At 39.4% G+C, this 14,685-nt stretch carries 15 protein-coding genes; 3 read left to right on the forward strand and 12 right to left on the reverse strand.

Translation table 11 applies throughout. The features are described from left to right. Positions 1 to 15: 15 nt before the first annotated feature. The 5 genes from C5Z26_RS11435 to C5Z26_RS11455 all read right to left on the reverse strand — a co-directional run bounded on the left by C5Z26_RS11435 (position 16) and on the right by C5Z26_RS11455 (position 3,445). Positions 16 to 519, reverse strand: a complete 504-nt coding sequence (locus C5Z26_RS11435) for an antirestriction protein ArdA (protein WP_010581070.1) — start codon at positions 517 to 519, stop codon at positions 16 to 18. A 25-nt stretch (positions 520 to 544) separates the two neighbouring features. Continuing rightward, positions 545 to 766, reverse strand: a complete 222-nt coding sequence (locus C5Z26_RS11440; RefSeq protein ID WP_003678268.1) for a hypothetical protein — start codon at positions 764 to 766, stop codon at positions 545 to 547. Between the two features lie 112 nt (positions 767 to 878). Continuing rightward, a complete protein-coding gene (locus tag C5Z26_RS11445) occupies positions 879 to 1,925 on the reverse strand; it encodes a DNA cytosine methyltransferase (RefSeq protein ID WP_057736519.1) in 1,047 nt (348 codons plus the stop codon). 16 nt (positions 1,926 to 1,941) lie between these two features. Continuing rightward, positions 1,942 to 2,265 (reverse strand): hypothetical protein, encoded by a 324-nt coding sequence (locus tag C5Z26_RS11450; RefSeq protein ID WP_010581072.1) that lies wholly within the window; start codon positions 2,263 to 2,265, stop codon positions 1,942 to 1,944. After that, entirely contained in the window at positions 2,240 to 3,445 is a 1,206-nt protein-coding gene (locus tag C5Z26_RS11455) for a replication initiation factor domain-containing protein (protein ID WP_057736520.1), read from the reverse strand. Before C5Z26_RS11455 ends, C5Z26_RS11450 begins: the two co-directional genes overlap by 26 nt. Before the next feature lie 306 nt (positions 3,446 to 3,751). Here C5Z26_RS11455 and C5Z26_RS11460 point away from each other — a divergent pair, with 306 nt between their 5' ends. The 3 genes from C5Z26_RS11460 to C5Z26_RS11470 all read left to right on the forward strand — a co-directional run bounded on the left by C5Z26_RS11460 (position 3,752) and on the right by C5Z26_RS11470 (position 6,717). Further along, positions 3,752 to 5,185, forward strand: coding sequence for an AbiH family protein (locus C5Z26_RS11460; RefSeq protein ID WP_057903509.1), 1,434 nt, complete (start codon positions 3,752 to 3,754; stop codon positions 5,183 to 5,185). Between the two features lie 84 nt (positions 5,186 to 5,269). Next, positions 5,270 to 5,863 carry a type IV toxin-antitoxin system AbiEi family antitoxin domain-containing protein gene (locus C5Z26_RS11465; protein ID WP_010581075.1) on the forward strand — a complete coding sequence of 198 codons (594 nt, stop codon included), beginning with the start codon at positions 5,270 to 5,272 and terminating at the stop codon, positions 5,861 to 5,863. Next, positions 5,860 to 6,717, forward strand: a complete 858-nt coding sequence (locus C5Z26_RS11470; protein WP_105450038.1) for a nucleotidyl transferase AbiEii/AbiGii toxin family protein — start codon at positions 5,860 to 5,862, stop codon at positions 6,715 to 6,717. Before C5Z26_RS11465 ends, C5Z26_RS11470 begins: the two co-directional genes overlap by 4 nt. Positions 6,718 to 6,742: 25 nt before the next feature. On the opposite strand, the gene C5Z26_RS11475 is transcribed toward C5Z26_RS11470, so the two are convergent. From C5Z26_RS11475 to C5Z26_RS11510, 7 genes are all read right to left on the reverse strand, one after another. Continuing rightward, positions 6,743 to 8,110: an FtsK/SpoIIIE domain-containing protein gene (locus C5Z26_RS11475; RefSeq protein WP_010581077.1), complete on the reverse strand. Its 1,368-nt coding sequence runs from the start codon at positions 8,108 to 8,110 to the stop codon at positions 6,743 to 6,745. A 33-nt stretch (positions 8,111 to 8,143) separates the two neighbouring features. Continuing rightward, complete coding sequence (locus tag C5Z26_RS11480) at positions 8,144 to 8,404, reverse strand: hypothetical protein (protein ID WP_010581078.1); 261 nt, start codon at positions 8,402 to 8,404, stop codon at positions 8,144 to 8,146. 93 nt (positions 8,405 to 8,497) lie between these two features. After that, positions 8,498 to 8,881 carry a YdcP family protein gene (locus C5Z26_RS11485; RefSeq protein WP_010581079.1) on the reverse strand — a complete coding sequence of 128 codons (384 nt, stop codon included), beginning with the start codon at positions 8,879 to 8,881 and terminating at the stop codon, positions 8,498 to 8,500. A 35-nt stretch (positions 8,882 to 8,916) separates the two neighbouring features. Beyond that, positions 8,917 to 9,237 carry a DUF961 family protein gene (locus tag C5Z26_RS11490; protein ID WP_010581080.1) on the reverse strand — a complete coding sequence of 107 codons (321 nt, stop codon included), beginning with the start codon at positions 9,235 to 9,237 and terminating at the stop codon, positions 8,917 to 8,919. Between the two features lie 343 nt (positions 9,238 to 9,580). Next, entirely contained in the window at positions 9,581 to 9,856 is a 276-nt protein-coding gene (locus C5Z26_RS11500; protein WP_010581082.1) for a hypothetical protein, read from the reverse strand. A gap of 26 nt (positions 9,857 to 9,882) precedes the next feature. Continuing rightward, complete coding sequence (locus C5Z26_RS11505) at positions 9,883 to 13,806, reverse strand: LPXTG cell wall anchor domain-containing protein (RefSeq protein ID WP_105450039.1); 3,924 nt, start codon at positions 13,804 to 13,806, stop codon at positions 9,883 to 9,885. Positions 13,807 to 14,356: 550 nt separating this feature from the next. Then, a complete protein-coding gene (locus tag C5Z26_RS11510) occupies positions 14,357 to 14,641 on the reverse strand; it encodes an iron-sulfur cluster repair di-iron protein, ric (protein WP_105450040.1) in 285 nt (94 codons plus the stop codon). Positions 14,642 to 14,685 lie beyond the last annotated feature (44 nt).

Below are 14,685 nucleotides of genomic sequence, written 5' to 3' on the forward strand. Positions count from 1 at the left end.
TCCCCGGGAAGAATCTTAGTTTGCGTATTCATAAATAGCGCTGTTGGTAACCAAGTAATTACCTTCAATTTCTATATCGCGACCCAGTGCTTCAAAGTCGAGGTAAGCGATGACTTGATCTGGAAGGTCACCGAAAATTGCACCAGATTCCACAGCATCTTGAGCTAGCTCGGCCATATCTGAAACACCCTTATAGATAACGATATCCTCAGCGTTTTCAGCTAGTTCTTCAATATCACGGAACCATTCGCCAATCAAGGCACTAACGTCAGCACCAAAATCATATTCTTCAAGCCGTTCTAAAGCAGCATACTTACGATTGATCTCGTCTATTGAATCAAAGCGATCAATTTCAAAAGGTGCTTCGTAATCATGGATCGCGTACTCTTCACTGTCATTTTTCAATTCCAGCTGTTCGGCAATGGCATCAGGGTATAACGGTGGGGTGAACCATTTACCTGTGGTCTTGCCTTGATTGTAATAACCTAAGTTGACGATAAAAACGCGTACCGTTTCCATTTAGCTACCTCTTTTCTTGCAGTAATTAGGCACCAACAACACGATTGAATAAGTTCAATAGCACATCTTTAACGCCGGCGGTATTAAATACCAGCCCCACAGCGATCAATGCAATGATCAGAAAGCCGATCAGTTTAGAAAATTCACGTTTAAAGCCTAAGAAAACACCGATCACGGCAATTGCCATCAGCACTAAAGACTGGGCGTTGCTAGTGAACCAGTTGAAGAGATTTTGTCCGAAGTTCATAGAAGTTCATCCTTTCATTTAGAAAATATAGTCAGATTAAGATTGTTATGAATAACTCCATTATGGATTGCACGTTTTTTGACAGGGTAACGCACGACCATTCTTAGATGATTTATTTATGTTGATCACTCAATAGTTGAAACCGCGATACAATAGCTTTGATAATCGGTACCGTCACACTATTACCGGCTTGCTTATAAAGTTGTGCGTCAGATAGGCCAGAGTCCTTGGCTTTATAAAATACTTCATCAGGAAAACCTTGTAGGCGCCAGTATTCAAGTGGCGTTAAACGACGGATACGTAATGCTTGATCAACAACTGCTTCACTGCCATCAGTTAGTAAAGTGTGCGCTTTTTTATGAGCAACGCGGCCACGTCGAGTTTGACTAGTGGGATAGGTTAGACTGATGCCATCACCACTATGCGCATTAGTGTAACCACGATGAGTGGCATCTGATACCTTGAGTGATTTTTGTGTTGGTGTGATGATCTTTGTTCTAATGCCAGAGGTTGCAACCAGAGTTGGTGCGATACCATCAGGGTCATAAACGCGTTCATATTGATGCGTCACAGTTGGATTGACTTGAGCTAGTCCTTTAGTAGTCGTTGTTCCATTGTCTGGGATAGGAAATACTTGTCGCTGACGTTTTGTTCTAAGATGTCCGACAATGAATAAACGCTCGCGGTGTTGGGGAACGAGGGCGGCAGAATCGAGAACTGACCATTCAACGTCATACCCCAATTGGTCCAATTCAATTTGCACTCTAAGGAAGTCAAGTCCGCCGTTAATACTAAGAAGGTTTTTAACGTTCTCAATAAATAGAATTGTGGGTCGGCGATTATCGGGTAGCTGCTTAATAAGGTTTGTAACTGTGAAGAACAGACTTGAACGATGGCCTGTGGTGAATCCTCGCAATTTTCCAGCAAGGCTGATGTCTTGGCATGGAAATCCGAAGCACCAAATATCTGCGGTTGGAAGTTCAGTAATTCTAACTGTTGTGATGTCATGGGCAGTCCATTCTCCTTTGATATCAAAAATTGCTTCGTAGCTTTTACGCGAAAATTTATCTATTTCGCAATAGCCAACACAAGTGTGCCCGGCTTGTTCCATCCCAAGCCTAAAACCACCAATGCCAGAAAATAGGTCTAAAAATTTCATGATGATACCTCAAAATTCAAAAATATTTGCGGGAAGATTTAATGGTTAGTAGCGGCCAACCGGTTTTAGCCGAGACCTGATAGAGCAATTGCAATAACTCTTCGCTTTTAATTGGATTACCGTACACGTCTAAAATCGGCGCCGGCCAATGCACAGAAAAACGCCAATCAATATAGCTGGTTGGCGTTAGATACTTATCTAGTTCATGTAATTGTAGAAAATTGGGATCTTCGATAACACCGACCAATTGTAATCGGTAGTAATAAACATTGAAAATATAGTCTTTGATTCCAGCGGGAAAGGTGGCAAGTGGCTTATTCAGTTCCTTGGTCGTTTTCAAAATAATCACCTCCAACTTCACTAATACCAAGGGTTTGTTGTTCAAGTATCGTTTGATGCTTTTGCTTTAATTCGGTGTTCTTGATTATAGCCATCGTGCTGTTATTACCGTTATAGCCGTCAATGTTCAGCAGAACTTTAAGGGTTGGAGCAACTTGCTTTTTTATCCAAGCGCGAGTGCGGCGAAGATCAAAGGGCTCGGGATCAAGGGTCAGTCGTAGTGGCTGCCTACCTTTGCCACAAAAAACTGTCCAGGTTGGATTAAGCGGCCATTTAGCCCGATCTTTATTTTTGCCTCGATTAACAAAACGAATATAGCGAGTAATAATGCCAAAAGCAGTTCGCTCAACATCACGATAGGCAAGTAAATCTTCAATAGCTATCTTGGCGCGATCATTTTTCAAACGTATTTCAAAGCGGTTTTTGATTCCGACCGTTTGATAGTCAGTACCAAACTTATGTTGTTGTTCCGCTTCTTTTTCATAGATACAGAAGTAAATATCACTTTTCATCGAACCAACGTATAAACTCGCACCATGATCTTCGGCTTGTTCATCAGTCATGGCACCAGATTTTAGGCCTTCAAATCGACGCATTACCGAAATACATTCATTTTTCTCACATTTGGTAATGAGTTCAGGAATACTGAGGAGACCAGCGTGATCATTAATAGCTAAATCAATTCGTTTAAAAACGGCTTTAAGTTCTAAACACCTTCGAAAAAAGTCAAACCAAGTTTCATCATTAGCCAATAGGACTCCTTCAAACTCACGGCACCCTTGGCCTTTAAGTTCTAATAGTGTACCAATTTTTTCGGTTGGGGTAGAGGCCATCACTTGGATATTGCTAAAAACATAGCTAGTGGAATAACCATATAATCCCCAGTCATTGAATAGCATGAAATCCATTTTTAGATTGAGCACCTTTTCAATCAAGGTCTCCACATCATGAGTGGGGAAGCGAATACGCACATAATCAAAATTGAGTGTTAATTCTGGATCTTCACCCCAGTGAGCTAATACATAGTCAATTTGCATTTGTAAAGAACTACTTGGACTCCGCGTGCCGTTTTCTAAACGTTGGACGTGTCTCACTGTAATCCCGATGCGTCGAGCTAAAGTTGTTTGCGTGATATTCAGTTGCTTACGCTTAGTCCGTATTTGTTCACGCCAAATCGGCATTGAATCAACTCCTTTCTTTTCAAAATACAAAAAGGCGACCTTACACAAGCTGGTCGTCTTTAGGTAAAGCTATTAAGTTGTAGTTACGGCAACGTTTCTACGCTATTTTCGGCCGTGACGTATCAGTTTTCTACCCCCGTGTTACATACCGGGGGTTGATGCGGCCGGCTTGCGCCGACCGCCGCCTCCGCTCGCGCTTTTCGCGCTGCACAGCACGGCGGGGCGAATCAGTCTAAGGTTATTGTTATATCAAAAAAAGTGTTACAATTTTTACTATATATTATAAAATTAGGTGAGGCGAATGTTATGGCCGAGAAAAAAACATTATTCATTATAGGAAATGGTTTTGATTTAGCACTTGGTATGCAATCAACCTTCAAAGAATTTGGTATTTATCGCCGTAAACAGTTAGAAAATGTTAAACTTTCAGATTGGACAATAATTGATCTTGCTCTGGAGACCCATACCTATGGTGGATGGGGAAAACAAGAACAAAATGACAATTGGGATTGGTGGAACTTTGAAAAATTTTTAAAAGATTCCGTCCTTGATGTAATATATAATCAAGATTTTTTGGGATTAATTTCTGGTAGAGGTATTGAATCCAAAAAGGAAGACGAAGAGAAAATCATTTCGGCAATGGATGAAGTGGGCATTGTATTATCACGTGATGAATTTCTATTAAGAAATACGGATGGTCTGGATGCTGAGCTAGTTGTTAACCTTAATAAATTGTTGGCTATTACTCCTGACAACTTAGATCATGTGAGTAATGGTTATTTTTGGCAATTACTATTGTTGTATCGAGTGAATAAATTTTATACAGAAAAGTCATCTCGATTGGACCTTTTTAATCCGTATTTTTTGCATACTGGTGATGTTAAGACCTCACAGACTATAAAAATGGATAATATCAGTGATCCTGAAAAAGATCTGCAAATTCCCGGGATATTTCCTAGTTTTTATTCTCTTCAACCCGTATTAATACGAGACATTAATATTTGGGAATCCGAGTTTTCAAAGTTCATTGCTGAACGCCAAGGAAAACTTCTAAACAGTGGACTTAACTATCAAGATGCATCAAACGCTTTGATGTATTCTGTTCTCAATGAAACCCAGCAAAATCAACAAGTTCAAATACTTAATTTTAACTATTCTCGACCTGCACTGAAGGAATCTAAGAGCCTTTACTGTGGGAATCAACTAAACATACATGGATCAATAGAAAATGAATCGTTGGTCCCAGAAGAAAATTCTGGAATCATTATTGGATTTGATTATCAAGTAATTCTCGACTATCCAGAATTTACAGACTTTATGGCACCATTCACTAAGACCTTTCGTCTATCAGAGTTGAATACTGTTTTATCAAAATGTGTTCCTGATAAGAAAAGAGTTAGGCTTGATTATAACGTTGATAAAATCGTAATCCTAGGTCACAGTTTATCAAAAGCTGACGACTCATATTTTCGAACAATTTTCGATACAGCTGATATATACAATAGTGATGTTATTATAGAGTACTGGTACACGGATTACCCTGGTCGAGATCAGTCACTTTCTATTGAAACTGAAAGCCTCAATAGAATTAATGGTTTATTAACTCGGTATATTAAGACTTCAAGGCAAGAAAATAAAAATAATCTCCTGCATAAGTTATTATTAGAAAATAGGCTCATTCTAAAGGAATATAGCATTGCAGATATTCTAGCAAAGTATGGCAAGCGAAAGAGTCAATGAAAGCCAAAATAATTTATCCGTTTTTTACTCACTATATGTTATAATTTGAGTAGAAAGCGGATTTTTTTGAATTGAGGTGGAATAATGAGCCAACAAGATGAGATCATTGAGTACTTGAACAAAAACGGTGGTCAAATTACATCTAAAACTGCTAATTCAATGGGCATCTCACCTAGAGTGCTGCGCAACATGTATGCTCATGGACAGCTTGAAAGATTAGCACCGGGTGTTTATATTGATCCACTTGAATTTGGTGACGATATTGCTGCGATACAATATAGCCTTTCAAAAGGTGTTTTCTTTAAAGATACGGCATTATTCCTTTATGGAATGATTGATCGAACGCCAAGTACCTATGAGATGAACTTTCCGTTGCCATACGCGTACAGTACAAAAACCGATGCACCAATCAAGATTTATCGACAAAAAAAGGATCTTTATGAAATTGGCATAACAACAACTAAAACTCCCGGTGGACACCTAGTTAAGGTTTACGATGTTGAGCGCACCTTGTGTGATATCCTGCGAACGCGAGATAGGTCTGATGCCGAGACGATTAAACAAGCAATGAATAGTTACGCCCATCGGAAAGAAAAGAATCTCCGCCAATTAATGGCGTACGCAAGAACATTTAAGGTAGAAGAAGAAATTAGAACGTATATGGAGGTCCTACTGTGAAACTTGAATTTACTAACCAGAAGCAATTTTTGGCTAGAATCAGAAAGTTAGCAAAAGAAAGAAAAATCACACCACAAATTATGTTGCAGGAGATTGTTTTGGATGATCTAATTGATAGAATCTCTAATTCGCCTTACCAAAAAAATCTTGTACTAAAAGGTGGCTTCTTGATTGCATCACTAATTGGTAACGACACTCGCTCAACACGGGATATTGATACCTCAATTGTTGGTTTACCAGTGACGGAAGATAAAATGAAAAGTGTGTTTCAAGAAATCAGTGACATTGAATTACCAGAAGATATAATCAAACTATCAATTGTAAGGATTGGCGAAATTAGGGAAGATGATGAGTATTCTGGTTACCGGATTCATATCCGTGCACAAATCTATACCACACGAGTTGATGTTAAGATTGATATATCAACTGGAGATGTGATTACTGAGCGCGCCATCCAGTATGGACACAAAATGATACTTGAGGATCGGACTGTCCAAGTTATGGCGTACACAGTTGAAACCATCATTGCCGAAAAGTTGGAGACGATTGTTAGCCGGGCTGATGCTAATACACGATTGAAGGATTTTTACGATTTATTTTTGCTCGATCATCAGGATAAGACTGAAATAAAGTTTGACGTATTAAAAAAGGCAATACAAGCAACTTCTGCAAAAAGAGAAACAACTAATCAATTAGGTACCTATATTTCAACATTAACAGCTCTTAAAACAAGTCCAAGTCTTCAAAGATTATGGATTGCTTATCAAAAGCCCAATGAATATGCGCACGGGATTGAGTTTGGAGCTACGTGTAATGCAGCGATTGATTTAGTCCGTAAATCAGGTATGGAGTAACATAAATAACTACCTGAATAAGCGATTACAGTGTTTTGTTATTGCTCTGGTAGGCAGCATCGATCTCACCCAGAAAATCATAGCCCTTCGGTACCAGTGGTGTGTAAAACTCACTAATAACGCTAATACCAGTATCAACGTAACCACGACCTTTGATGGGTTTTAAGAAGAAATCTTTATCGGTTTCACCAAACATCATGGTATAACCAAGGTCCGACATTCGACCAAGTGCTGCTCGGAACATAAACTGATCACGAATACCATCACCTAAATATTTTGCGTCAGGGCGCTGGCAGGCCAAGATAAGAAAGAATCCTGATTGACGGCCAAGCATGACAATTTGTTTAAGCTTACTCATGACTTGTACAGCTTCACGTCCGATCATATCCATGAAAGCCACATACTCATCAAAGACTAGAAAATGGGCGGGAAGTCCAAGCGCGGCATAGTTATTGCCTGTTTGGTAACCGGCCATTTTTTTCATCTCTTTATTACGTTCCATCATTTCTTGGTAAAACTGAGCTACGGCGGCAATCATATCGTCTTGTTCATAGTGAACATCTGGAATAACATCGGTCAAATCGGCTAGGTCGGAATTTTTTGGATCAAGAATGGTCAACTGATTACCATCGCGAATCAATGCTTGGATCAATGTGAGAATAAAATAGGTTTTTCCACCACCAGTGCCGCCAGCGATTAGCATATGGGGCAAAACATCGTATTCCCAAGCAACATTATTCATAAGGTTGACGGCGCCTTTTTGACATTTCACATGTTCAATCGAAATTCGATTACCAATCGTATCATAGAGTAGCGTGTACTCTACAAATGAATCATGGAGGATTTTATCAACGATTTCACAGTATAAGCCGGATTCAAGTTTCTTTTCCAAATGGATCAGTTGATCTTGGTAAGGACTCATTACAATTTCCACCTGCACATGGATCAGACCATTTTTCAAACGATAGTAAACTCGTGGAAACCGTGAGATTCGTTCTTTTGAACCCCCTAAATCTAAGTCTTTAAAAAAGCCATCATTTTTCCTTGTCTCACTCTCATACCAGTTATTCGTCATGAACATTCGCGCAATTTTTTGTCGATGTATCAATTTGCGGTATTGGTCGGGAAATCTGATTAATATCAGTAAGATGATTATTAATGAAACCAGAAATGTAATGATGGAACTGATAATCAATCCGCTAAACGACCAAGGGAGGCTATGAATTGTTGGCCATGAAACGGTTTTGAGGTTGATTTTAGACAGTAACGGCAGATAAAAGAAAATAGTCAATGGTAGCAAGATGAATAGAATCATACTTAGCAATGTTTGAAAAACTAGGTTCTGATCACGTGGATGGATTTGAGTGCCGCGATAGTGAAAAATTGCTTTCAAATTATCACCTCATTTCAATTATTTTAGAATCAACTAGGCGGCATCAGCTACGCCAATATAAATCATTGTTAGACCCTCTTCGGTCTGCATACTCTTGAAGGTAAATTCTTTAGCAACACCATCTTTAGTCACTTCCGATAGAGCTGTTAAACTAAAACCAGAATCAGGCGATTCAATCGCAATTTCATGAGCTTCCTGAAGTTTTCTCTCAGCTTCGTTAACAGAGCTTTCTTTGATATTGGCTACAAAATCGTCCATAAAGCCGATTTCATTAATACAGACAAGTACATTCATAAAAAATCTCCTAACTTCTTTTTTGTGATGACCAGGGAACACTTAAACCGCCATAGAGACGGTGGGGAGCGCTGGGATGAGAACTTCCGATGGTTATTTTTTGTCATTTGTATTTTTCTCCGTGGTTACTGAACCAGTTTTAGATTGGTTATTTTTGACTGATACAATATCAGATGCTTTGAGATACCAAGAAACAGTTACACCTCGGAAATCCGCATTGGCGACAGTGTCGATCTCAGGATTAACTAGTTCTATTTCTTGATCATATTCAAAATTCTTAGTCCCAGCTTCGGCCGGAATGGAGACTTGAACCATCTGACCTTGTACTGTACTTTTTAGATCAAAGGTACGTGAGCGAACATTAGTTGTTTGGTTGCCTTCATCGTCTTCGATAAATCTTTCACGGCGTTGGGCGGAGAATAATAATTTACCGAACGTTTTTGGTGTGTCTAGCTTAATGCCTTCTGGTAATCGCATATAGGGTTCCTTCTTTCTTTAATTTTGATAAGTGGCTAAATCTTGACGAAATCATCAGCCATGCAGGTGTAATTTACAAATGCTGCTTCGGCAATCCGATAACCAACTGCGGCGATTCGTGGATTAATTAATCGAACCCGATCAAATGGTTCGAGCGTGTCATTTTTTTCACCGGCTGCCACTGGGATCGTCACTTGAATGTTGTCGGCACGTTGAACATTGGAGTAAAGGTCATAAGTGCGCGAAACAACTTTACGATTGGCACCGGAGCCTTCGCGAGTTTCGCTAAAATTACCGGCAAAGGTGAGTTGACCGAAAGTTTCACGTACTTCGGGAATTACATATTTAAGATCCATAATTGGGTCCTCGCTTTCTTTTCTTGAATTTTAGGCAAACTAAAAGTCAGATAATTTAACTATCTGACTTGGAATGTGCATAATATTCGATGACTTGGTTGAGTAAATATTGATATAGATCAGTATTGAGGGGATAGATAAGCCGCTGATTGCGAACTTGGGGGAAGTTTAAGAACAGACGATGGTGTCCTTGAATGAGTTGTACTTGGTTGATGATCAGACTATGGTTCAGAATGAGTTCACCTTCAAGCAAAACATTCGGTTTACCACTGGATGACATTTTAATGGAAGATACGTAAATCATTTGACCTCCTAAATATGAAAATTGGGTATTTATTGAAACCTAATCCAGAAGTACACCACGATAACTCAGAAAAGGGTTGTTACCATTAATAAAACCTGAGTTGAACAAAAAGGTAATATAGGCGCCTAATTTACATTCATCTTTTGAAATTTCAAACCTAATTGACGTTTCTAGATTAGCTTGCGCCTCTTGCAGTACATCTTTTAAAATTTCATCTTCTGTTGGTGAGGTAGGGAACATTGGATTGATCAATTCTCTAAAGTCATGATGAAATTCGGATAAATTAAAAACAGAATCAATTTTTTCTTTTGGCATACGATCACTCTTTCCGATGGGAGAGACTATTCATTGTTCCAGTTATCATCTTCATCTTCATCGTCATAAAAATCCGCATTAGTTTTTCTTGAATGATGAATCCACCAGACAATTAAGCTAGTGATTAATAGTAGAATCACGCCAATAACGCTTAACAATTGATTACGTTCTTCACCAGTTTGTGGTAGGTGAATTAGTGGCCTATCGACCGCTTCATCTTTCATTTGCGCCTTGACGATTTCACCATCTTTAGTGATTTCAAAATCGACAGGTGTTTCATTGATCTTGTAACCTTTTGGTGCGTCATACTCCACAAATTGGTATTTGCCAGCAGGCAGGTTGGCAAAACTGAAAATACCCTTGTCATTAGTCCGACCTGATACAACTGTTTTGCCATCTTGATCGAGAACTTTAATACCAGTGTTTGGCAAGACTTTACCATTGCTGACATCAGTCTTGGTTAATTCACCAGTACCCTTGATCAAATTATTTTTCAGTGTGAAACTAATTTCTGGTTTTTTGGTGGTTTCTTTAGTTTCAGTTGTTGCTTTTTCGTCTGCCTGTTTTTTATCCTGACTAATTAATTGACCTTTAGCATCATAGACAGTGATACCAGTTTTGGTTGAAACAATTTTAGTTAAGTCCTTAGTCAAAACAAGATTGGTCGCGGAAGGAGTCTTTTCCCGTAAATAGAAGGTGCCAACCGGTACATTCTTGAAGGCACCAATCGACTTGTCATCAATTGTAGTGGTTTGAATGACTTTCTTATCCTTATCTAGTAATTCAAACACCGCACCCTTGGCGTTGCCATCAAAAGTGAATTGATAACCTTTATCTTCAACTAACTTAGCGGTCTCGTTGATTTTCTTAAAGGTAAATTCGTTGAAGTGTAGTTTATTTAGAATTGGGGCGTCCTTATCATCATTGATCGTGAAATTTTTAGTCGCGGTGTTGTCAGTTGCCTTAAATTCAAAATCATAAGTTTGGTCATCAAGCTGATAAGCTTCACCGGCATCTAGTTCTTGCGCATAATAGCTATCTTCAGGCAATTGAATGTCGGCAAAGGTTGCTTTACCATCTTTGACGATCGCAGTTGCGACTAATGCCTTTGCCGGAACCTTGATGTCGCTATTGGTGTAGCCAGCTTTACTGAACAGTCCGAAGACTTGACCATTAGCAGCTTTATTTTCAAGCGTGGGTTTGTTTTTATCCCAACTCTTGATTTGTTCAGCTTGCTTGTTAACCACCACGTTTAATTTCTGAAAATCGTTAGTCGCTTTGAGAGAAGTTGAAGTCACTTCAACATTTTGACCAGCGTATTTTAATTCAAAATCAATTGGCTTGTCATTGAGAATAAAGCCATTTGGTGCGGCAACTTCTTTAACTGAGTATTTACCGAGATAAAGTTGTGGGGTTTTGATTTGTCCGTTAGCATCAGTCGTAGCCGTGGCGACAATCTCACCCTTTTTGGCGTGGACAGTACCATCAGCGGTGGTGATATTTTTACTGGCAGTAAATTCAAACTTGGCACCGGCCAGTGGGGTGTAGTCATAGTTAAAACCGTATTGTTCGCCGTACTTGGTTGACTGTTTAGTTACCTCAACAGGCGTGGCACCAGTTTTATGCAAAGTGACAATACCTTTTTGCGACTTATCCGTAAATTTGACGGTCACAATACCATCACTATCTTTGCCAGTGATCGAAAATTTAGCTGGGTCTTTGGCAAGAACATAGCCTAATGGTGCTTGTGTTTCGACTAATTCATATTGACCATAGGGGAGTGCCTCAGTTGTGGTCAAGTAGCCCTCTTCATTAGTCATAAAAGTGTCTGTTGTCCCGTCATGATTGAGATTAGGCATGGAAACATATTTACCAGTTTGTAGTGATTTAATTTTAAAGCCAGCGTTGGCACGCGGAATTGTTTTGCCGGATTCGGCGTCAGCTTTGACTACTTTCAAACGTTCTTCCAATACATTATTGACGACTGAATAATGATGGGTCTCGTTTTGTTGATGAATCGTGACTTTGAATGGATCGGCGGTTTTATAGCCTTCTGGTGTTTTTGTTTCCGTCACGGTATAAGTGTCATAGGGTAGATCAGTAAATTTGAGATAACCTTCTTTATCGGTTGTACCCGTTGTGACGACCTTATTTGTTGTGTTGCTAGTGACTGTAAACTCAACATTAGCCAGTGGATTAGACTTGTTTTCTTTACCAGTTAAATGGCTAGAAAGTGCGGTGTGCCAATCATAGTTACCAATCTTGATTAAGTCGAAGCCACCAGTAATGACTTGTTCTTTAACGGTTGTTGATACGGTGGCTGTTTTCGCATTTTGCCCAGCGTAGGTCAGTTTGAATGCATGTTTTTCTGTATCTTTAATGTAGCCAGTTGGCGCTGCTTTTTCGAGCCAGTAGTAGTCGTCTAACTTTAGATTGGCGACACTTGCTTGATTGTTTTTAATCGTAACGGTATCAACTAGTTCATCATTTGAAGCTCGATGTAGTTCATAGACAGCACCATCAAGTGATGCAGCGCCTTGTGGCGTTTTACCAGTTTTAGTATCTTCCTTGATCAAAGTGGCAGTACCGAATTGTTCATCATCGGTCGCTTTAACCGAAGTAGCAGTGACCGCGACATTTTGACCAGCATATTTCAACTCAAAAGGTACCTTCTCGTTGTTAAGAATATAACCGGCCGGAGCTTTTTCTTCAACGGCGTAGTAGTTACCGAGTTTTAGATTTTGTAGCGCACCTTTACCAGTACTATCGGTAGTGATCGTTCCAACTTTTTTACCATCGGTTGAATAGATGCCATACATGGCGCCATTTAATGAATAGTATTTGTTAAACATATTGGTGCCAAATTGGCGGCCAATCTTCGTTAGATTTACATTACCAAGTTGTTCTTTGTTGCCAAGAACGACTTCGATTGTTTGATTAGGTGCGATCGTGGCCGTCTTGATTTCACCTTTATTAACGTAGCCATTAGGTGCGGTTACTTCTGAAACTTTGACTTGGGTACCGGCCTTGATGTCGTTTAAAGCGGCGTAACCATCAGTGCCAGTGGTAACTTCTTTGGTTTGACCATTGTACTCAAATTTGAGTTTCGCACCTGGCAGAGCCTTGTTGGTATCAGCGTCAACTTTTTTAGCTTTCAAATTACCATTCAGATTTACCTTAATGTTTAGATCAAAGTTATTTCCGTTTGGCAGTTTGAAATAGGCAATTTTTTGTTGATTACCTTTACCATAAAGGAGGGAAGTACCAATATTAGCAGCCTTAGCTTTAGCAAAGGAAATCTTACCAGATTCCTTGGAATTAGCTGTGGCAGTCAAAGTCAATTTATTGCCAGCTTTTGTGATGTTCAAATTAGCGGTATTAGCAGTTTGTTCAATATATGAAGCCAAAGTGCCATTAGTGTCGGTTAAAGTGATTGAATCACCAACGTTTAAGGTAATATTTTGATCATTGAACGATGGCTTGGTGTTGAACGCTGCAACTTTTGCCAGCACAGCCGCTTTTTTATTTTGATAATCTGGATAGTCGGTGGTCAATAGTTCATTACCTAAGGCTTCCCAGATCATAATTTGTGCTAGACCATAATTGGCGTCAGTTGGATTTTGTTGATAAGCAAAATACGCAATTTCGGCTAGCTTGTCTTTCTCAGCCGCCGAATAATCAGTTGGTGTCCAACCTGAACCAGAATTTTCAATATCGATCCCGTGTTCAACACAGAAAGTGATTTGGCCATCAACAACTTTTTTGTAAATACCGGTGTCAGTCCAATGAAGACCATTCAATAGACTGAGATGCCAAGTTGATACCCAGTCGCCAGCTTTAATGTTGGTCATGTCAGCGGCAAAAGCACTTGTGATTGGGGTCATAAAAATTGAAGTGAACAAGGTCAGCAGGGCTAACCAGACAGAAACTTTACGGGTTGCTGTTTGCAAGTAGATTACCTCCATTTTGATCAAATAGATTTAGCCAGCAGTGAAAAATATTGAACTAAAAAATGGGTACAAAAAAGGTAGACCAATATATAAATCGGACTACCCGTAACTGTGGTTTTGAAGTTTAGATTTCTCAATACTACTGGCACTAAAATGGCACATCGCATTTGATTTTTTAGTTTTTTATTGCTATTAGTTGTTTCGATAAACGCCTTAAACACGCTGATTCATCCTGATACTGTTAAGGTGAAGTATAGAATGGGAATAGGAAGCTAAATAAATTAAAAAAGGGAAACCTCGTTTAACGGTGTTTAGCGGAACGAAGCCTAATAAGAGACAAGTAATGTGGACGAAGCTGTCTATCAAAAGTTTACCGGTTAGCCTCATCGGAATGTGTAATTCTGGTGAGGCTTTTCTGGCGCTTGGTCCAATTTTTGGGGGTTCACATCACAGTACCAAATAGCATAGAACCAAAAAAATGGATTCTTAAAATTGGCCTAACCGGCTGATTTTGGGAGTCCATTTTGTAGATACAATCACTTTTCAGGCTTTAGGCTGAAGCATTGAGATGATCAGCTTGGGACAACATCAGATAGGTTGCCTTAAACACGGGGCAAACATCGCTTGGAATGGCGTAATTATGGGTTGTTCGGCGCAATTCAGTGAAGTTAGCGTCTAAGCGGTGATTGGCTGTGGCATCCGCACGTAATTTCAGATATTGTTCACGCACAGCAAAAACTTCAGGGTGATTTTGACCATGGGCATTTGTGATTGCGTGGGTATAAAAGTCTAATTTGTCATAGTGACAATCTAAATAGATTTTAACGGTTGTCATGTGATCCACCTCTTTATATTTGATGGTTTAAGTATAACGTCTGG

Source organism: Lactobacillus sp. CBA3606 (assembly GCF_002970935.1).
Classification (GTDB): domain Bacteria; phylum Bacillota; class Bacilli; order Lactobacillales; family Lactobacillaceae; genus Lactiplantibacillus.